The sequence below is a fragment of the Streptosporangium sp. 'caverna' genome (genome assembly GCF_003203775.1).
In the GTDB taxonomy this organism is placed as follows: Bacteria; Actinomycetota; Actinomycetes; order Streptosporangiales; family Streptosporangiaceae; genus Streptosporangium; species Streptosporangium subroseum.
The window spans coordinates 6,865,563-6,883,133 of the sequence record NZ_CP029711.1; the positions used below are offsets into that span (position 1 = coordinate 6,865,563).

Genomic DNA, 17,571 nt, shown 5'->3' on the forward strand with positions numbered 1-17,571 from the left:
CCCGCTCTCCGAGACGTGCCGGCGTGATCCTCGCCCGCTCCCTGAGCTCCGTGAGACGTGTCGGCGTGGTCCTCGCCCGCTCCCTGAGACGTGCCGGCGTGGTCCTCGCCCATTCCTCGTCTTCGGTCCTCGCGTTCGGTTCGGCCGTCGGCCCGCGGACCGGTCCGGTGACGGGATCCCTCCGTGCCCGCCGCCCCGCCGCATTCCGGCATTGACAGCGCCCATCGGGGCGGTGACGCTAGAACGTGTCGGAGAGCGCTCTCCACCAGTGATCTTCACCAGTGAAGGGAAACCATGTGATCATCGACGAGCTCGACCGTCTGGTGGAGAAGCTGGACCTGGAGCGGAAGGTACGGCTGCTCACCGGGGCGACCGTCTGGTCCACCCACGCCGAGCCGGACATCGGGCTGCGGGCCATGGTCACCTCCGACGGCCCCGTCGGCGTGCGCGGGGAGGGGTGGGACGAGCGGAGCCCTTCACTGACCCTGCCCTCGGCGACCGCACTGGCCGCGACCTGGGATGACGACCTGGTGAGACTGCTGGGCGGGCTGCTCGCCGCCGAGGCACGGCGCAAGGGCGTGCATGTCCTGCTCGCTCCGACGCTCAACCTGCACCGCTCACCGCTCGGCGGCCGCCATTTCGAGTGCTACTCCGAGGATCCCCTGCTGACCGGCCGGATCGGCGCCGCCTACATCCGCGGCGTCCAGGCGGGCGGGGTGGCGGCCACCGCCAAGCACTACGTCGCCAACGACTCCGAGACCGAACGGCTCACCCTCGACGCCCGCGTCGACGAGCAGACCCTGCGCGAGCTGTACCTGGCGCCGTTCGAGGCCGCGGTGGAGGCGGGCGTCTGGGCCGTCATGTCTGCCTACAACGGGGTGAACGGGACCACGATGTCGGAGAACCCCCTGCTCGCCGACCCGCTCAAGGCGGCGTGGGGCTTCGACGGAGTGGTCGTGTCGGACTGGGGAGGCGTCCGCTCCACCGGCCCCGCGGCCCGCGCCGCGCAGGACCTCGCGATGCCGGGGCCCCAGGGCTCCTGGGGGGAGGCGCTGGTCGCCGCGGTGCGCGCGGGCGACGTGCCGGAGGCCGCGATCGACGACAAGGTCCGGCGCCTGCTCCGGCTGGCCTCCAAGGTCGGCGCGCTGGATCCCGGGGATCCCCGGGATCCCGGCCTCCCGGCGGACGGTCCCGCCTTTCCCGCCCTCGCGGGGCGGGAAGACCATGGCCCTGTCCTCGTGGAGCGGGAAGATCACGACCTTGCTCCCGCAGAGCAGGGAGATCACGGTCCTGCCCCTGCGGAGCGGAGAGATCACGGACTCGCCCGCGCGGAGTGGGAAGATCACGGTCCTGTCCCCGCGGAGCGGGGAGATCACGGCCCTGTTCTCGCGCTGCTGCGCCGGGCCGTCGCCGCGGGCACCGTGCTCCTGCGCAACGAGGGCTCGCTGCTCCCCCTGGACCCCTCGCGCCTGCGCAGGGTCGCCGTGCTCGGGCCGAACGCCGCCACCGCCCGGATCCAGGGCGGCGGCAGCGCGGGTGTGTATCCCGTCTCCGTGGTGTCCCCCCTCGACGGCATCCGCGACGCGCTGTCCGGCACGGCGGAGGTGCTCCACTCCCCCGGCGTGCATCTCGACGACCGGCCCACCCCGCTGGGCACGGACAACGCCCGCAACCCGCTGACCGGCGAGCCCGGCGTCCTGGTCCGGCTGCTGGACGCCGCCGGCGTGGAGATCCACGCCGAGCACCGGCTGACCGGCCGCATCCTGGAGCCGGCGCGGATCGACTCCGCCGCCGCCGTCGAGATCCGCGCGCTCCTGAGCCCGGAGGCGGACGGCCTCTGGGACCTGGCCGTCGCCGGATGGGGCCACGTCTTCCTGGAGGCGGACGGCCGCGTCCTGGTCGACGAGGAGGTCGAGCGCGACACCGACGACCCCGCCACCGTGCACCTGTCCCCGCCCTACCGGCGCGCCCGGCTCACCATGGCCGCGGGCCGGGACGTGGAGCTCGTCTCCCGGCGGCGGCTCGACCCCGGCAGCGGAATCGCCTCCGTCCTGGCCGCCGACCCGCCCTGGCGCGACGACGAGGTGGAGCTGGCCGCCGCGGTCGAGCTCGCCCGGACCTGCGATGCCGTCGTCGTCGTGGTGGGCACCACGGAGGAGATCGAGAGCGAGGGCGTCGACCGTACGCACCTGGACCTGCCGGGGCGCCAGGACGAGCTGGTCCGCGCGGTGGCCGCGGCCAATCCGGCCACCGTCGTGGTCGTCAACTCCGGCGGCCCCGTGCTCCTGCCGTGGCGCGAGGAGGTGCCGGCCGTACTCCTGAGCTGGTTTCCCGGGCAGGAGGCCGGGAACGGCCTCGCCGACGTCCTGTTCGGCCACGCCGAGCCCGGCGGCCGGCTGCCCACCACCTGGGCCGACCGGGCCCTCGTCTCCACCGTTCCCGCCGACGGGACGCTCGCCTACGCCGAGGGGCTGGACATCGGTCACCGTGCCTGGCTGCGGCAGCCCACGCCGCCCGCGTACTGGTTCGGGCACGGGCTCGGCTACACCTCCTGGTCGTACGAGAGCCTCTCCGCTCCCCCGGACGCCGTCCCCGGCGAACCGTTCTCCGTCCGCGTACGGCTGCGCAACACCGGCGAGCGTGCCGGGCGCGAGGTCGTCCAGGTGTATCTGTCCCGGCCGGAGACCGGCGTGGCCCGCCCCGCGCGCTGGCTGGCCGGCTACGCCACGGTTGACGCGGGTCCCGGCGAGGTCGTCGACGTCACGGTGGACATCCCCGCGCGGGCCTTCCAGCACTGGTCGGCCGGCCACCGCACCTGGCGGGCCGAGGAGGGCGCCTTCACGGTGCTCGCCGGACGCTCGGTCGCCGACCTGCCGCTCCGCGGCACGGCGCTCCTCGGTCCGGAGGCGCCGCGGCCCGAGCTGGTCGGAGAGCGCTCTCCCATGCTACTGAAGGCTCCATGAGCGAAGGCCTCCCCCGAGTGTCGGGACCCCCCACCCTGGAGGACGTGGCGTGTACGGCGGGGGTCTCCCGCGCCACGGTCTCCCGCGTGATCAACGGAATTCGCAACGTCGATCTCGCGATCCAGGAGCGGGTGCAGCAGGCGATCATCCTCACCGGCTACGTTCCCAACCAGGCCGCGCGTTCACTGGTCACCCGGCGGGCGGGGTCGATCGCCCTGATCGTCTCCGGAGCCGGCGGCGAGGAGAACCTGTTTCCCCATCAGGTCTTCGCCGATCCGTTCTTCGGGCGCGTGGTCGGGGGCGTCGTCGGCTTCCTGCGCCCGCTGGGCATCTATCCGACCCTGATGTTCGCCGACACCCCGGAGACCCGCGACCAGGTCATCGCCTACCTGCGCCGGGGCAACGCCGACGGGGCCATCCTGGTCTCCATCAGCACCGAGGACACGCTGCCCCGGCTGCTCGCCGACGCCTCGCTGCCCGCCGTGCTCTTCGCCAGACCGGTCCGGCCGATCCCGATCACCTACGTCGACGTGGCGCACCGGACCGGGGGCAAGCTGGCCGCCGACCATCTCGTGGCCCGCGGCCGCCGCCGGCTGGCGACCATCTCCGGCCCGCTCGACGTGCCCGCCAGCCAGAGCCGCCTGGCGGGATTCCAGGACGCGATGGCCGTCCACGGCCATCCATACCTTCCCAGCGCGGAGGGCAACTTCACCCTCCCCAGCGGCGAGACGGCGATGGAACGGCTGCTCGCCGAGCACCCCGACATCGACGGCGTCTTCGCGGCCAACGACCTGATGGCCCAGGGCGCCCTGCTGGTGCTGCGCCAGCACGGACGCCGCGTGCCCGACGACGTGGCCGTGGTGGGCTTCGACGACAGCAGCGCGGCGCTGGCCTGCCGCCCGCCGCTCACCACCGTCCGCCACCCCGTCGAGGACATGGCCGCCGAGATGGGACGGCTGCTGCTGGCCCACATCGAGCAACCCGACCACCCGGTGACCTCACGGATCTTCGAGCCCACCCTGGTGATCAGAGAGTCGGCCTGACGGCCCACGGAACCTCTCATTGCCGAACCCGTCGACGGCCAGCGCCCTGGCGCGCTGGGCGTCCAGGAAGGCGATCAGTGTCCTGTCCGGCGTATCCGTGGCCCGAGTATGTCGCAGGCGGGTAGCCGGTCGGCCGTCGAGAATCGGCTGCCGTTGGTGGGGCGGGTCCGGGTGCGGCCGGCAACAAGAACAGTCGCCGCTCTGGACGTGCTTCCGGCAGCCCAGGAACACCTGGCACCTGTCCTCGCAGGCCCGCAGCGCCTGCGGTTGACACCTGTGGGCTGGAGGACCGATGAGTTTTCGCCGTCCGGCGCCTCTGTACCTGTAGACGGTCGGTTCCCATCGTCTCTTCACATGATCGACTTCCGGCAGAAAGAGAAACGATGACTTTTCCACGGACGGTGTCCCGAGACGAGTGGCTGGCTGCCCGGCTGCGGCTGCTCGACCGGGAGAAGGCGGCCATGCGGGCGCAGGACGCGGTCACCGTCGAGCGGCAGCGGCTTCCGATGGTGAGAATGGACAAGGAGTACACGTTCGAGAGCCCGGCAGGCAAGGCGGGCCTCGGCGATCTGTTCGAGGGCCGCCGCCAGCTCATCATCTACCACTTCATGTGGAACGAGGACTGGGAGGACGGCTGCCCGAGCTGCTCCTACGCGGTCGACAACGTGGGCCGCCTGGACCACCTGCACGCCGGCGACACCACGTTCGCCCTGGTCTCGCGCGCACCTCTAGCCAAGATCGAGCGGTGGAAGGCGCGGATGGGGTGGACGATCCCGTGGTATTCCTCGGCCGGCAGCGACTTCAACTACGACTTCCACGTCACCAACGACGAGTCGGTCGCCCCTGTCCAGTACAACTACAAGGACAGGGCCACCATGGAACGGGAGGGCCTGGGGTACGCCGTCCACGGTGACGCCCAGGCCCTCAGCGTCTTCGTCCGCGAGGACGAGACCGTCTTCCACACCTACTCGACGTACGGGCGCGGCGCCGAAGTGCTGCTGAGCACCTACCACTACCTCGACCTGACGCCGCTGGGCCGGCGGCGCTACGTCAACGAGTTCCCCTACCACGACACCTATGACGGCGGCGCGGCCCCCGTCCACCAGCACGCACACCACTGAACACCCGGGTGGCGTCCAGCCGGCGGGCGCCACCCTCCTACGCAGGGAGTTTCCGGAATGATCGAGTCAGTCCCATTGAGTTTCGTTTTCGCGGTCATGAGCCTGTGGTTCCTGTACCGCGGCGTGCGTCGCGGTTCCGGCGGCGCGTCTCCCGGCCTTGCCGAACGGATCTCCCACCTCGCCCATGTCCTCATGGCCGCGACCATGGTGGCCATGTGCCGGCCGATGGGCTGAGGACGATGGCACCTTCGACGCAACGACGCGCGGACACCACGACCGACACGCCCGGCGACGTCTTCGCCCGGTTGAGCGAACCCTACCGGCGCGAACTCCTGGCGTACTGCTACCGGATGCTCGGCAGCATCCACGACGCCGAGGACGTGCTGCAGGAGACCTACCTGCAGGCGTGGCGCGGATACGACGGCTTCGAGGGGCGCGCCTCGATACGCACCTGGCTGTACCGGATCGCGACGAGGGCATGCCTCAAGGCGCTGGAGGGCAACGGCCGGCGGCCGCTGCCGTCGGGGCTGGGCGGCCCGAGCGAGGACCCCGAGCAGCCACTGCGCCCCAGCCTGCTGGAGACGCCATGGCTGCAGCCCGCACCGGACACCCTGTTCGGCACCGCGCCCGCCGACCCGGCCGCCGTCGTCGAGGCACGGCAGAACATGCGGCTGGGGTTCGTCGCCGCGTTGCAGTACCTGCCCGGCCGGCAACGCGCGGTGCTGATCCTGCGGGACGTGCTCGCCTGGAGGGCCACCGAGGTCGCCGCCCTGCTCGGCACCACGACCGCCGCGGTCAACAGCGCGCTGCAGCGCGCCCGGACGCAGCTCGGCCAGGTCGCCCCCACCCAGGACGGCATCACCGAACCCACCGAACCCGACCTGCGGGCCCTGCTCGACCGGTACGCCACCGCGTTCGAGACGGCCGACATCGCCACCCTGACCGGGCTGCTGGCCGCCGACGCGGTCTGGGAGATGCCGCCCGTCCCGACCTGGTTCGCCGGCCGCGAGACGATCGGCCGTTTCCTCGCCGCCAAGATCCTCTCTGCCGGCGCCTACCGGCTGGCCCCGGCCACCGTCAACGGCGAGCCCTCGTTCGGCTCCTACACTCGCGACCACACCGGCGTGTATCGCCCTCACGCCCTCCAGGTCCTCTCCGTCACCCCGGCGGGCATCACCCACGTCGTCGCCTTCCTGGACCCCGGTCTCTTCCCCCTCTGCCATCTCCCAGCGTCACTCCCGGACACCCCAGGACGGTGAGGCAAGGCCCGCGCTCGGCGAAGGATCACTTCCCGGTCGCTTTCCGGCCGAACTCGGCAGCCATGATCTTCTCACCCGGATGAGAGGGCACAGCGGATCGGTCATTGGCCCGCTGACCGCGTGGCTGCTGTCCAGAACGGCACGAATGCCGCGTTGATTACCGAGGCGGTTGCACGGCAACCCAATGATCTCTGGAGGATGAGATGAGTTCAGATCTTCACGGGCAAGCGGCGCCGGGCGGCGCCTCATCGGCGCACGACGGGGAGCGTGCCGTACTCGCCTTGTTCGACGCGACCTCGAGCGCGTGGAGCGACGGCGACGGCGGCGCGTTCGCCGACCGCTACGCCGAGGACGCCACGGTGATCCTGCCCGGAGTCCACCTGCGGGGCAGAGCCGAGATCCGGACGAGCATGGGCGAGGCCTTCGCCGGGCCGCTGAAGGGATCACGGCGCATCCACACGCCGCAAAGCGTGCGGTTCCTGGCTGAGGACGTGGCCGTCGTGGTCACCCGAAGCGCCACCGCCTTCCCGGGCGAGGCCGAACCTCCGTCCGATCGGTGGGAGTGGGCGACCTGGGCACTCGCACGACGCGACGGCCGATGGCTCGTCGAGACGTACCACAGCTGCCCCGCCGGGTGATCGAGGTTTCATGACCCGCCATGCACAGCGAAGGAGCCCGCCTCCACAGGGCGTTCCCGTCGCCTCCAGGGTCTCGGCATGGCCGTCGGCGGAGCAGTCGCGGAGGTGTTCCCTCCGTACACGGTGATCTGCGGGGCCGGGCTGATCGGCACGTTGGGTGTGCCCGGCGTACCGCGATCGGTACGCGACCCAGGCGAGCGCGTCGGTGACGACACCTTCCTGATCACTCAGGTGAACCCTGTCACGCCGGCACCGGACCTGGAACAGAATGAAGCCTATGCAAGACCCACAGGACTTCCAGCCCGCGGGGACGCCCCATCAGCCGGTCGGCCCGCCTCAGCACCACTTCCCGCTCCCGCCGCGGCCCGCGGCGTGGATCGTGCCGGCTCCGCCCGGCAGCCGTTACGACCGGCTGGCCCGCACTCCCCTGCACGCCTGGTGGCGGCCCGTGCTGGGCACGCTCCTGGTCGCCGTGGGGTTCGTCGCGATCGGGGTCGCGATCGTCATCGGCGGTAGCCTGATCGGTCTGCTCGCGGGCGCCAGGAGGGGCGACTCCGGTGGTCAGATCTTCGCCGACCCGCTGCTCGATCTGACGATCAACCTGCTCTCGCTCGCCGCCGTGATACCGGTGGTGTACGGCGTGGCGGTGTGGATCCAGCGGCGCCCGCCGGGCACGCTCTCCTCGGTCCTCGGGCGTCTGCGCTGGCGCTGGATGGCCCTGTGCACGGGGGTGGCGGTCGGCGCCGCGGCGCTGGGCCAGGCCGCGCTCGTCGCCACCTACGCCGTCACCGGGGAGGATCTCGGTCAGCTGTTCGGCTGGGTGGGATGGAGCCGTTTCCTGCCCGCCCTGATCGTCACCCTGCTGCTGGTGCCCTTCCAGGCCGCCGCCGAGGAATACATCTTCCGGGGCTGGCTGATCCAGGCCTTCGGCGCGTTCTTCGCCAACCCCTGGCCCGGAATCCTGCTGGGCGCGACCGTGTTCACCGCGATGCACGCGTATGTCGACTGGGGCATCGTGGACGTCTTCACCTTCGCCGTGCTGATGGGCTGGCTGGTGGTGCGCACCGGCGGCCTGGAGGCCGCCATCGCCCTGCACACGGTCAACAACGTGCTGGCCTTCGGTCTCAGCGGCGCCGACGGAACGCTGGACGAGGCGCTGAAGCAGGGGTCCGTACCCTGGCAGGGCCTGGCCGGAACGGTGGTGCAGCTCGGCGTCTTCGGGATCGCGGTGGTGATCCTGGCCAGGAGGCGGGGGGTCGCGACGCTCTCCCCGCGACCGGCGGGCTCCGGGTCACCGGCTCTGCCGCAACCGGCCTCGTGATCCTGGGCGCCATCCGCCCGCGGACGGCGCCCCGCGCATGAGCGGGGCCGCCCTCCGCGGGCCGGTTCCCGGCCCCGGACAGACCGATGTCCCGGGGCGGGGATGACATCCGCGGACGTCATCCCCGCCACGGGGCGGCGTCAGCGGAGTTTGGGGTCCAGGGCGTCGCGGACGACGTCGCCCAGCAGCAGGAAGCTGAGCACCGTCGCGGTGAGGAACAGCGACGGGAAGACGAGCAGGTGGGGGTGTTCGGCGAAGAACACCTGGGCGATGTTGAGCTGCAGGCCCCAGGAGACGTCGGGATACTGCAGGCCCACGCCCAGATAGTCGAGAGTCGCCTCGCCGGCGATGACGTTGCCCACGTTGAGCATGGCCACCACGAAGACCGGGGCGATCGCGTTGGGCAGGATGTGCTTGAACATGATCCGCCGGTCGCTCGCGCCGAGCATCCGGGCGGCGGCCACGAAGTCCATGTCGCGGACCGCGATCACCTGGGCGCGCATGAGACGGGTCATCGTGGTCCAGCCCAGCACGACCAGCACCAGGGTCATCGCCCAGATGCCGTGGTCGGGGAAGGCCACCAGGATGACGGTCGCCCCCAGGACGAAGGGGATGCCGAAGAACACGTCGGTGAGCCGGGAGATGACCGCGTCCAGCCAGCCGCCGTAGTAGCCGCTGATCAGACCGAGCACGACCGAGATGAGCAGCGCGAAGACCGTCACCGCGATGCCGATCATGACGGAGGCGCGGGTGCCGTGCACGATCTGCGACCAGTACTCGCAGCCCTGCAGGTCGTAGCCGAACACGGCCGCGTCGGCGGGGCCCTTCTTCGACATGCGCAGGTTGCAGCCCTCGTTCGGGCCGAAGCCGGTGAACAGGCCGGGGAGGAGGGCCATCGCGACGGCGATCACGAGGATCACCGCCGAGAGCCAGAAGATCACCCGGCCGCGCAGTTCCAGCCAGGCGTCGTACCAGAGCGATCCCGGCTTCATCCGGTCCGCCCCCGTCTCCGCGATCTGGGCCTCAAGCACGGCGGATCCTCGGGTCGAGCACGCCGTACAGGAGGTCGACGAGCAGGTTGACCACGATGAAGATCATCACAAGCATGGTGACGATGCCGACGACGACGGGGCCCTCCTGGAGCTGGATGGACTGGAAGACCTGCTGGCCGATGCCCGGCAGGTTGAAGATGCCCTCGGTGACGATCGCGCCGGCCATCAGGTTGCCGAAGTCCACGCCGAGGAAGGTGACCACCGGGATCAGCGAATTGCGCAGCGCGTGCCTGCCGATCACCCGTCTTCGGCGCAGTCCCTTGGCGCGTGCCGTACGGACGTAGTCGGCCCGCACGTTCTCGATCAGGCTGGTGCGGGTCAGCCTCGCCACGTAGGCCAGGCCGAACGAGCCCAGCACCATGCCGGGCAGCAGGTAGCTGACCGGCCACCCCTCGTCCACGCCCGCGGTCGGGAACAGCGAGAGGTTCAGGCCCAGCAGGATCTGCGCGGTGTAGCCGACGACGAAGACCGGCACCGCGATGACGAACGTGGTCCCGGCCAGCACCGCCGTGTCGGCGATCCCGCCCCGGCGCAGTCCCGCGATCACGCCGAGGCCGATGCCGACCACGAGCTCGAAGATCCAGGCGGTGACGGCGAGCTGTGCGGTCACCGCCCACCGCCCCTGGAGCAGCTCGCTCACCGGCTGCCCGGTGAAGGTCTGCCCCAGATCACCCTGGACGGCGTTCAGCATGTAGCGGCCGTACTGGACGATCAGCGGGTCGTTGAGGTGGAAACGCTCCCGGAGCGTGTTCAGGAGCTCGGGAGACAGGGGCTTGTCCCCCGCCAGTGCCACGATCGGATCGCCGGGCAGCGCGAAGACCATCGCGTAGATCAGGAACGTGGTGGCGAAGAAGACCGGGACGGCCTGGAGCAGCCGCTGGATCGTGTATCTCACGGTCGCGCCTCGGGGGGAGACCCCGGAGCGGTGCGCTCCGGGGTCGCGAGTGCCTCGTGGATCAACTACTTCACCGTGATCAGGTCGAGGTTCGGGCTGTAGGCGTCGATCTGGACTCCGGTGATCTTGTCGGAGTATCCGCCCTGGTCCTGCCAGTTCCAGAGCGGGGCCATCGGCATCTCACGCAGCGCCACGTCCTCGGCCTGCTGGTAGAGGGGGATGCTGGCCTCCATGCCGGCCGCGGAGTTGGCCTGGGCGATCAGGTCGTTGAACTCCTTGCTCTCCCAGCCCATCCGGTTGCCCTCTCCCCACATCGACTGCAGGTAGTTCTGCGGGCTCGGGTAGTCCATCACCCAGTTGTTGCGGTACGGCCCGTCCTGCTTGTGCTCGCGGAGCGTCGACAGGTAGTCGGCCGCCGGGACCTTGCGGAACTGGATGTCGGCGATCCCGAGGTTCTCCTTGAGCTGGTTGGCCACCGCGGTCATCCACTGCTCGTAGCTGGGGTCGGCGTTGGAGAAGTAGAGGTTCATCGTGCCGCTGAACCCGCCGGCCTTGTCGAAGAGCGCCTTGGCCTTGGCCACGTCGTAGACGCAGGCCTCGCCGCAGGCGCCCTCCCGGTAGCCCGGCACCAGCGGCGCCACCAGCGAGCTCATCGGTTTGAAGGCGCCGTTGAACACCGCTTCCACGATCCCCTGCCGGTCGATGGCCATCGAGATGGCCCTGCGCAGGTCGGCGCTGGCGAAGCGCTTGTCGTAGACGGGGAAGCCCAGGTAGTCCATGGTCCCGCTCGGCGTGGCCACGAACCTGTCACCGAGCAGCTTCTTGGCCTCGGAGGCGCTGGCCGGCGGAATCGTCTGGATCAGATCCACCTTGCCGGCCCGCAGGTCCACGTAGGCGGTGTCGCGGCTCTCATAGATCTTGAAGTTGATCGAGCCGGACTTGGCGGGGCGAGGCCCGGCGTAGCCCTCGAACTTCTTCACCTTGATCTGCCGGTTGCGCACCCAGGCGCCGTCCAGGGCGAACGGTCCGTTGCCGATCGGCTTGATGTCGTAGGCCGCCAGGTCGGTGAAGGCCGCCTTGGGCATCGGGGCGAACCCGGTGTAGGCCAGAGTGATCGGGAACTGGCTGAACGGCCCGGTCAGCGTCACCTGAAGGGTGTTGGGGTCCACGACCTTGAGCCCGCTCAGCTTGTCGACGGTCGGCTTGGGCGCCTCCTCCGAGCCCTCGGGGGCCTCCGGGTTCAGCTCGTCGTAGCCCTCGATGTTCTCGAAGTAGTAGTTGTTGGTCCACGCGTTGGGACCGTAGGCCGCGGCGTTCCACGCGTCGGCGAAGCTCTCGGCGGTCACCGGCTCGCCGTTGTGGAACTTCTGCCCCGGCTTGATCTTGATCGTCCAGACCTTCTGGTCCTCGCTGGTCACCGACTCGGCGGCCCGCATCTGCGGCTGCCCCTTCGCGTCGATGACGACCGGAAGGTCGAACAGCGCCTGCAGGACGGTGATCGAGTAGCTGCTGGAGGTGTTGCCGGGGGTCAGGTGGTCCGGTTCGGTCAGCGCGACCGAGAACTCCTTGGCGCCCGGCTGCCCGCCGCCTGCCGCCGGCGGCTCCGACCCGCCACACGCGCTCACCGCGAGCGCCGTCGCCAGGAGGACGGCGAATCCTCGTATTCTCGTCAAGACCGTCACGTGTTCCTCCCGGGGGGTATTGCCGGAGAGGGTAAAGATGCTGACAAGCCGTGACATCGGAGAGTTTACGTATTCCCTCCGCCGGGGGGCATACGGCACTCTGGGCATGGAGGAGACCATGGACCAGATCACCCTGAGCCCGCGCCACCTCCACGCGTTCACCGAGGTGGGTTTTCAGGTCGCCGGACGCAGCGGCGTGTCCGGCGCGATGCGCGCGCTACGCGAGATCGTCGCGCTGGAGGCCTACGAGTTCGTCGCCTACGACCCGGCGACCGGGAAGCACCGCAGCCTGGTCTCGGACGGCTACGCGCGGGTCGACGGCGACGCCGCCGAGGAGTACGTCCGGCTCGATCCCTACCGCCGGGCGATGGACACGCGGACGCCGCTGGTCATGGGCGCCCCGGGCACCGAGCGCTACTTCCGGCGCCACCTCGAGCCGTACGGCTGGCGTGCCGGGCTGACCACTCCCCTGTTCCTGACCGAGGGCCGCTACACCGGCCTGCTCCATCTGAACGCCCGCGACCCCTCGGCCTTCCTGGGTCAGGCCGGAACGCTGATCAGCGCCGTCTCCCCCACCCTGGCCCACGTCACAGACCTGAGCCGCTGCGTGATCGACCCCGTCGGCCTGCCGCCGGGCTTCCACGCCGTGGCCTTCGACCGCGGCGGCACCCGCAGGGACGTCGCCGACACCCCGTCCTCGGAGACCGTCGCCGCCGAGCCTGCCATGGCGGAGCTCGCCAGGGAGTTCATCGACTCCCGCGAGCTCAACCGGCGCGGGCTCTGGCAGGACGGGACCGGGCGGTGGCATGAGGTGCGGTTGCTGCGCGCCGGCGTCGGACCGCACGGCGCCCTCCAGGGCGCGGTGATCGCCGAACGCCCGTGCTCCCTGCCGTACGAGCTGACCGCCAGGGAGATCGATGTGATCACCCACGTCGCGCTCGGCGACTCCAACCCGCAGATCGCGGCGGCGCTGGTGCTGAGCGTCCGTACGGTCACCACCCACCTGGAGCACATCTTCGCCAAGCTCGGCTGCGAGAGCCGGACCCGGCTCACCACCAAGGCCCTCGCCGAAGGTCTGTGCCGGCTGCTCATCTGAGGTCCGTCGGCGCCCGGCGGGAGCGGTGTACCGGGGTCCGGTCGGCCCGGGTCCGGCTGAAACCGAGCCGTCCGAGGTCCACAGCGGTCCGCAGCGGTCAGCCGAGATCCGCCGGGCCGAGTTCAGCCGACACCGGCCAGCGTGCCCTTGCGTACGGTGGCCAGCTCCAGCGCCAGCTCGAACCAGACCTTGTTGGAGCCCGCCTCCCTGATCAGGCCCCAGCGGTGCGCCAGCGCCTCCAGCAGGGGCAGGCCGCGGCCACCCGTCGCGTCGGCCGACGCGTGACACACGCAGGGAGCCTCCGACGAGCCCTCGTCCTGGACGCAGACCCGCACGCCCCCCGCCGAGTAGGAGACCGTGACGGTGAACACCCCGCCGTCTCCCGACCGGGAGTGGATCACCGCGTTCGTGGCGATCTCGCTGGTGAGCAGAACGCAGTCGTCGTGAAGGGGATGATCGCGCCCCAGGGACATCGAGACCAGGCGACGAGCTCTCGCCACCTGGTCCGGGGAACCCGCGAGGCGGAGAACCCATTCGCTTCCGTCATACTCCGACGTGTCCATACGACCCCTCCGATACTGTTCACGCCTTTGGAAGACGCGGGGCTCGAGAGGGTCGATGTCTCGGAAAAGTAGGAGTTCGATCACTTACCAGATAGACAGGTCGAGCTTGCCAGAAGGGCTTTCACCTGCGTGCTCGCATCTGCCGCCACGTGCGGTCGCACCTGTCACACCCGGTGCCAGCGAGCCTCGAAGAAACAGTAGACCGCGAACAGCAGCAGACAGATCGCGACGATCCCGAGCAACCACGGACCGGCCGAGGTCTCGGCCAGCGAGCGCAGCGTCGAGTCGATGCCCTTGGCCTTGTCGGGGTCGTAGGTGATCGCCGCCTGGACGATGAAGACACCGGCGACCGCGGCGATCACGCCGCGGGCGAGGTAACCCGCCATGCCCAGCTTCTCGGCGAGCTGACGCGCCTTCGGGGGCATCTCGCCGGTGCGCAGGTCCTCAAGGAACTTCTTCTTCCAGCCCTTGTGAATCCAGTAGGCGCCCAGGGCGATCAGTCCCAGCCCGATCAGGCCCACGAGGAACTGACCGGCGGGCAGGTCCATGAGCTTGCCGGTGATGTCCTTGGAGCTCTCGTCGGTCGAGGCTCCCGCGTCACCCCGCAGCAGCAAGCCGAGCAACGTCGCGACGATCACTCCGTAGACCACCGCGCGCGACGCCGCCTCGATCCGGTCCTTGGCCCGGCCCCGGCCGATGATCGCTTCCGACAGCTGCCAGAGGGTCAACGCGATGAAACCGACCACCATCAGCCAGAGCAGTACGGTGCCGAACGGTTGCTCGGCCACCGTCTCGAGTGCGCCGGTCTTGTCGGCCTCCTTGCCACCGCTCCCGCCGCCGAAGGCGATCTGCAGGGCCAGGAACCCGATCAGCCCGTACAGGACGCCACGGCAGGCCATGCCGAGCCGGGCCAGCCTGTCCAATGTCTGACTGTTCGCCGCTCTGCGCGCGGCGCCTTCCACCTGAGCGCTATTCATACCAATGCGCTCTTACCGCCTGATGGGCAGGTAAACCTCAGGTCGAGGTCGTCGCCCGGTTCCCAGGCTCCGGTCGATCCTCGGGCACCGCCCGACTCCGCAGCCTCTCCTCGTTGCCAAATAACGGCCAATTTTCGGACATAAGCCACATTTCAGACAGGAGCAATTGGGGGTGGATACCTACCCGCTCTCGGGCGCCCGGTCCTCGGACCTCGGCCGCTCTCCGGACGCCGGCCCGCTCCCGGGCACCCGTTCCCTGCATCGGACGCCCGTCGCTCCTGTGCGCCCGGTTCTTGGACATGGGCCGCTCCCGGGCACCGCCCGATCCCTGGATCTCGGCCTGCTCCCGAACGTTCGTCAGTTCTCGGGCATCGCGTCCAGTCGCCGCAGGATGACGCCCTCCCGCAGCGCCCACGGGCACACCTCCAGCTGCGTGACCCCGAACAGGTCCATCGTGGCGTCCGCGACTATCGCTCCGGCCGGCAGCTGCGGCGCCCGCCCCTCCGAGACCCCCGGCAGCGCCGCCCGCTCCCGCACGCCCATCTTGGCCAGCCGATCGGTCCATCCGACCAGATCGGCGTGCCTGAGCACCCGGCGGACGTACGGCCCCTCATGCGAGGGGGCGGCCCCGGCGATCCGCGCGAGCTGCCTGAACGTCTTCGACGTCGCCACCGCGTGATCGGCCTGGCCGTACCGTGCCACGTTTCCCACCGAACGGGCGATCTCCGCCCGCACGTGCCTGCGCAGCGCCCGCGCCTCGTCGGCCGGAGGCGGATCGGCGCTGAAGCAGTCGCGGGTGAGCCGGCCCGCTCCCAACGGCAGCGACACCGCCACGTCGGGCTGCTCGTCCATCCCCGAGGCGATCTCCAGCGACCCCCCGCCGATGTCCAGCACCAGCAACCGGCCGGACGACCACCCGAACCACCGCCGCACGGCCAGGAACGTCAGCCTCGCCTCGTCCTGACCCGACAGGACCTGGATGTCCACCTGCGTGTCGGCCCTGATCCGCGCGAGCACCTCCTCGCCGTTGACGGCCTCCCGGACCGCCGAGGTCGCGAAGGCCATGAGGTCCTCGACGCCCTTGTCCTCGGCGAGCCGCAGAGCCTCCTCGACGAACTCCCGCAACCGCGCCGCCCCCCGCTCGGAGAGACGGTTGCCGTCCTCCATGTGCTCGGCGAGCCTCAGGTCCACCTTGTGGGAGTACGCTGGCAGCGGCCGAGCCCCACGATGCGCGTCCATCACCAGCAGATGAACCGTGTTTGAACCTATGTCGAGAACGCCCAGTCGCATGGGATGAAGTTACTACCCTCCGATGGCTCATCCACCCGGGGTACGGCGATGAACGCTGACCGCGTATCCCCCGCCGTCGTAGGCGGCGCCGTCCCAGGTCGCCAGGCGCCGTTCCAGAGCCAGCCCGGACGCCTCGCACCAGGCGTCGTAATCGGCGAGCGTGACCGTGGCGGAGGCGAGCGGGAGGTGCGCGGCGTCCAGCCCGAACCCGCTCACCAGCAGCCCCCCTGGTCGCAGCCGCACCGCGAGCCCGGCGACGGCCCGCGCCTCGGTCCCCTGAGCGAGCAGGGGGATGACGTTGCCCGCGGCGACGACCATGTCGAAGGACCCGACGCCCACCGAACCGAGATCGGCCGGGTCGCTCAGGTCGGCCAGGATCCAGGTCAGCTCCGGCGCGGCCCGCCTGGCGACCTCGAGCATGGAATCGTCGAGATCGACGCCCACGCAGTCGTATCCCAACTCGGCCAGCCGGATCGCCACCCGCCCGGTGCCGCATCCGGCGTCCAGGACCCGCGCGCCCGGAGGCAGCAGCTCCGCGCACAACCGCGCCTCGCCGTGCATGTCCGCTCCCGACTCGGCGAGCTTGGCGAACCGCGCGGCGTACCGCTCCCCTGCGTCGTCCCCCGCGATGTCCGTCCAGCGGCTCCTCGACTCACTCATCGCACCAGGGTCCCACCCCCTCCGGCGGCTCCCGCACCGAGGTCCGAGCCGGCTCACCCCATGGCGGAAGCCGGCCCTGTCCGACGGCCCCGCTCCGAGCCCGGGCCGACCCGTCCACGGTGACCCGCGAGCTCGTGATTCCCGAAGGACTAACCGTCGACGGCGAGCTTGGGGGCGACCTCCGCGACGCGGTCCAGCAGGCCGATCAGCTGGGCATAGTCCTTTTCTGTCATCGCTTCGCGCAGTCCGGCTTCGACGCTGCCGGACAGCTCACCGGCCGCCGCGGCGCGATCGACGCCGGCGGCGGTGAGGGAGACCAGCATGACCCGGCCGTGGTCGGGAGAGGCGTGGCGGTCGACCAGACCCTTGGCCTCGAGGTTCTTCACGATGCCGGTCATGGTCTGGGACGTCACGAGCGCTTCTCGGGACAGCTGGGTGCAAGACTTGGCGGCGCCTCCTGCGAGATAGCCGAGGACCTTACACTGGGATTCGGTCAGGTCCAGGGCGCGCACCGCGTCGGCCTTGCGGGCGATGAGCGACTGCTCCGCGCGCTTGAGATGGAAGCCGAGTGTGCCGGGCGATTCGCCGGGTGTCGCCTCCTGCGGCCGGCCGGGCCGCACCAAGCGCGGGGCCGGGGTGTCCGAGTTGGTAGCCATGCTGCCGCCCACCTGCCTTACGTCGCTTCCTGCGACCAAGCATACCACTACATCGATTTAGGACCCTTCAATCATGAAGGCTTCCTTCGGCCATACGGACCGCCACAGGCCGCGACCAGCGTGGAGCGCGCGAACCTGGCGGTTTACACGCTCAAGTCCATCATCGATACAACCATTTTAATCAATGAAGGTTCCTTCATTGATTATGTTACCATCATGGAAGTAGTAGGTTGAGTTCTGGTCGATGACGCCGCTGCGGTGCTCACCGGCCCCCGCCCAGCCCTCGTGGCCGGACATGAAGGGACATCAACGCTTGAGCCGAGCCGCACTCGGCTCCCTTCCGATAGGAAACGAC

The 17,571-nt window shown here is 70.2% G+C and carries 16 protein-coding genes; 8 read left to right on the forward strand and 8 right to left on the reverse strand.

Annotated elements, in window-relative coordinates:
* The first annotated feature begins 296 nt into the window (after positions 1-296).
* The 7 genes from DKM19_RS29980 to DKM19_RS30005 all read left to right on the forward strand — a co-directional run bounded on the left by DKM19_RS29980 (position 297) and on the right by DKM19_RS30005 (position 8,345).
* A complete protein-coding gene (locus DKM19_RS29980; RefSeq protein ID WP_110700185.1) occupies positions 297-2,963 on the forward strand; it encodes a glycoside hydrolase family 3 C-terminal domain-containing protein in 2,667 nt (888 codons plus the stop codon).
* The gene (locus DKM19_RS29985; RefSeq protein ID WP_110700187.1) at positions 2,960-4,006 is read left to right on the forward strand and encodes a LacI family DNA-binding transcriptional regulator; all 1,047 of its coding nucleotides are present in this window, start codon (positions 2,960-2,962) and stop codon (positions 4,004-4,006) included. The genes DKM19_RS29980 and DKM19_RS29985 overlap by 4 nt, the downstream gene beginning before the upstream one ends.
* 383 nt (positions 4,007-4,389) lie before the next feature.
* Positions 4,390-5,127: a DUF899 domain-containing protein gene (locus DKM19_RS29990; RefSeq protein ID WP_110700189.1), complete on the forward strand. Its 738-nt coding sequence runs from the start codon at positions 4,390-4,392 to the stop codon at positions 5,125-5,127.
* A gap of 57 nt (positions 5,128-5,184) precedes the next feature.
* On the forward strand, positions 5,185-5,361 hold the full coding sequence (locus DKM19_RS49885) for a hypothetical protein (RefSeq protein WP_162641876.1): 177 nt from the start codon (positions 5,185-5,187) through the stop codon (positions 5,359-5,361).
* Positions 5,362-5,366: 5 nt separating this feature from the next.
* Positions 5,367-6,386 carry a sigma-70 family RNA polymerase sigma factor gene (locus tag DKM19_RS29995; protein ID WP_110700190.1) on the forward strand — a complete coding sequence of 340 codons (1,020 nt, stop codon included), beginning with the start codon at positions 5,367-5,369 and terminating at the stop codon, positions 6,384-6,386.
* Positions 6,387-6,589: 203 nt separating this feature from the next.
* Complete coding sequence (locus DKM19_RS30000; RefSeq protein ID WP_110700192.1) at positions 6,590-7,024, forward strand: SgcJ/EcaC family oxidoreductase; 435 nt, start codon at positions 6,590-6,592, stop codon at positions 7,022-7,024.
* Between the two features lie 277 nt (positions 7,025-7,301).
* Positions 7,302-8,345, forward strand: a complete 1,044-nt coding sequence (locus tag DKM19_RS30005) for a CPBP family intramembrane glutamic endopeptidase (RefSeq protein WP_162641877.1) — start codon at positions 7,302-7,304, stop codon at positions 8,343-8,345.
* A gap of 140 nt (positions 8,346-8,485) precedes the next feature.
* On the opposite strand, the gene DKM19_RS30010 is transcribed toward DKM19_RS30005, so the two are convergent.
* From DKM19_RS30010 to DKM19_RS30020, 3 genes are all read right to left on the reverse strand, one after another.
* Positions 8,486-9,376 carry an ABC transporter permease gene (locus DKM19_RS30010; protein WP_110700196.1) on the reverse strand — a complete coding sequence of 297 codons (891 nt, stop codon included), beginning with the start codon at positions 9,374-9,376 and terminating at the stop codon, positions 8,486-8,488.
* On the reverse strand, positions 9,369-10,292 hold the full coding sequence (locus DKM19_RS30015) for an ABC transporter permease (RefSeq protein ID WP_110700197.1): 924 nt from the start codon (positions 10,290-10,292) through the stop codon (positions 9,369-9,371). The genes DKM19_RS30010 and DKM19_RS30015 overlap by 8 nt, the downstream gene beginning before the upstream one ends.
* Positions 10,293-10,357: 65 nt before the next feature.
* Positions 10,358-11,965 carry an ABC transporter substrate-binding protein gene (locus DKM19_RS30020; RefSeq protein ID WP_162641878.1) on the reverse strand — a complete coding sequence of 536 codons (1,608 nt, stop codon included), beginning with the start codon at positions 11,963-11,965 and terminating at the stop codon, positions 10,358-10,360.
* Between the two features lie 127 nt (positions 11,966-12,092).
* On the opposite strand from DKM19_RS30020, the gene DKM19_RS30025 reads away from it, so the two are divergent.
* Complete coding sequence (locus tag DKM19_RS30025; protein WP_110700201.1) at positions 12,093-13,070, forward strand: LuxR C-terminal-related transcriptional regulator; 978 nt, start codon at positions 12,093-12,095, stop codon at positions 13,068-13,070.
* 122 nt (positions 13,071-13,192) lie between these two features.
* Here the strand turns inward: DKM19_RS30025 and DKM19_RS30030 are convergent, their stop codons facing one another.
* The 5 genes from DKM19_RS30030 to DKM19_RS30050 form a co-directional block, all read right to left on the reverse strand.
* On the reverse strand, positions 13,193-13,633 hold the full coding sequence (locus tag DKM19_RS30030) for an ATP-binding protein (RefSeq protein ID WP_110700203.1): 441 nt from the start codon (positions 13,631-13,633) through the stop codon (positions 13,193-13,195).
* Between the two features lie 164 nt (positions 13,634-13,797).
* On the reverse strand, positions 13,798-14,610 hold the full coding sequence (locus DKM19_RS30035) for a DUF1206 domain-containing protein (protein ID WP_110700205.1): 813 nt from the start codon (positions 14,608-14,610) through the stop codon (positions 13,798-13,800).
* Positions 14,611-14,967: 357 nt separating this feature from the next.
* Entirely contained in the window at positions 14,968-15,849 is an 882-nt protein-coding gene (locus DKM19_RS30040) for a Ppx/GppA family phosphatase (protein WP_255415446.1), read from the reverse strand.
* Positions 15,850-15,927: 78 nt separating this feature from the next.
* Positions 15,928-16,560 (reverse strand): bifunctional 2-polyprenyl-6-hydroxyphenol methylase/3-demethylubiquinol 3-O-methyltransferase UbiG, encoded by a 633-nt coding sequence (locus tag DKM19_RS30045; protein ID WP_110700210.1) that lies wholly within the window; start codon positions 16,558-16,560, stop codon positions 15,928-15,930.
* Between the two features lie 149 nt (positions 16,561-16,709).
* Entirely contained in the window at positions 16,710-17,216 is a 507-nt protein-coding gene (locus DKM19_RS30050) for a MarR family winged helix-turn-helix transcriptional regulator (RefSeq protein WP_162641880.1), read from the reverse strand.
* Positions 17,217-17,571: the final 355 nt, after the last annotated feature.

Excerpts from the sequence above, each read along its gene's own strand:
- DKM19_RS29990 (WP_110700189.1), top strand. The coding sequence starts at position 4,390 with ATGACTTTTCCACGGACGGTGTCCCGAGACGAGTGGCTGGCTGCCCGG.
- DKM19_RS30045 (WP_110700210.1), bottom strand. The coding sequence starts at position 16,560 with ATGAGTGAGTCGAGGAGCCGCTGGACGGACATCGCGGGGGACGACGCA.
- DKM19_RS30000 (WP_110700192.1), top strand. The coding sequence starts at position 6,590 with ATGAGTTCAGATCTTCACGGGCAAGCGGCGCCGGGCGGCGCCTCATCG.
- DKM19_RS49885 (WP_162641876.1), top strand. The coding sequence starts at position 5,185 with ATGATCGAGTCAGTCCCATTGAGTTTCGTTTTCGCGGTCATGAGCCTG.
- DKM19_RS30030 (WP_110700203.1), bottom strand. The coding sequence starts at position 13,633 with ATGGACACGTCGGAGTATGACGGAAGCGAATGGGTTCTCCGCCTCGCG.
- DKM19_RS30005 (WP_162641877.1), top strand. The coding sequence starts at position 7,302 with ATGCAAGACCCACAGGACTTCCAGCCCGCGGGGACGCCCCATCAGCCG.
- DKM19_RS30040 (WP_255415446.1), bottom strand. The coding sequence starts at position 15,849 with ATGGACGCGCATCGTGGGGCTCGGCCGCTGCCAGCGTACTCCCACAAG.
- DKM19_RS29985 (WP_110700187.1), top strand. The coding sequence starts at position 2,960 with ATGAGCGAAGGCCTCCCCCGAGTGTCGGGACCCCCCACCCTGGAGGAC.
- DKM19_RS30025 (WP_110700201.1), top strand. The coding sequence starts at position 12,093 with ATGGACCAGATCACCCTGAGCCCGCGCCACCTCCACGCGTTCACCGAG.
- DKM19_RS30035 (WP_110700205.1), bottom strand. The coding sequence starts at position 14,610 with ATGAATAGCGCTCAGGTGGAAGGCGCCGCGCGCAGAGCGGCGAACAGT.
- DKM19_RS29995 (WP_110700190.1), top strand. The coding sequence starts at position 5,367 with ATGGCACCTTCGACGCAACGACGCGCGGACACCACGACCGACACGCCC.
- DKM19_RS30050 (WP_162641880.1), bottom strand. The coding sequence starts at position 17,216 with ATGGCTACCAACTCGGACACCCCGGCCCCGCGCTTGGTGCGGCCCGGC.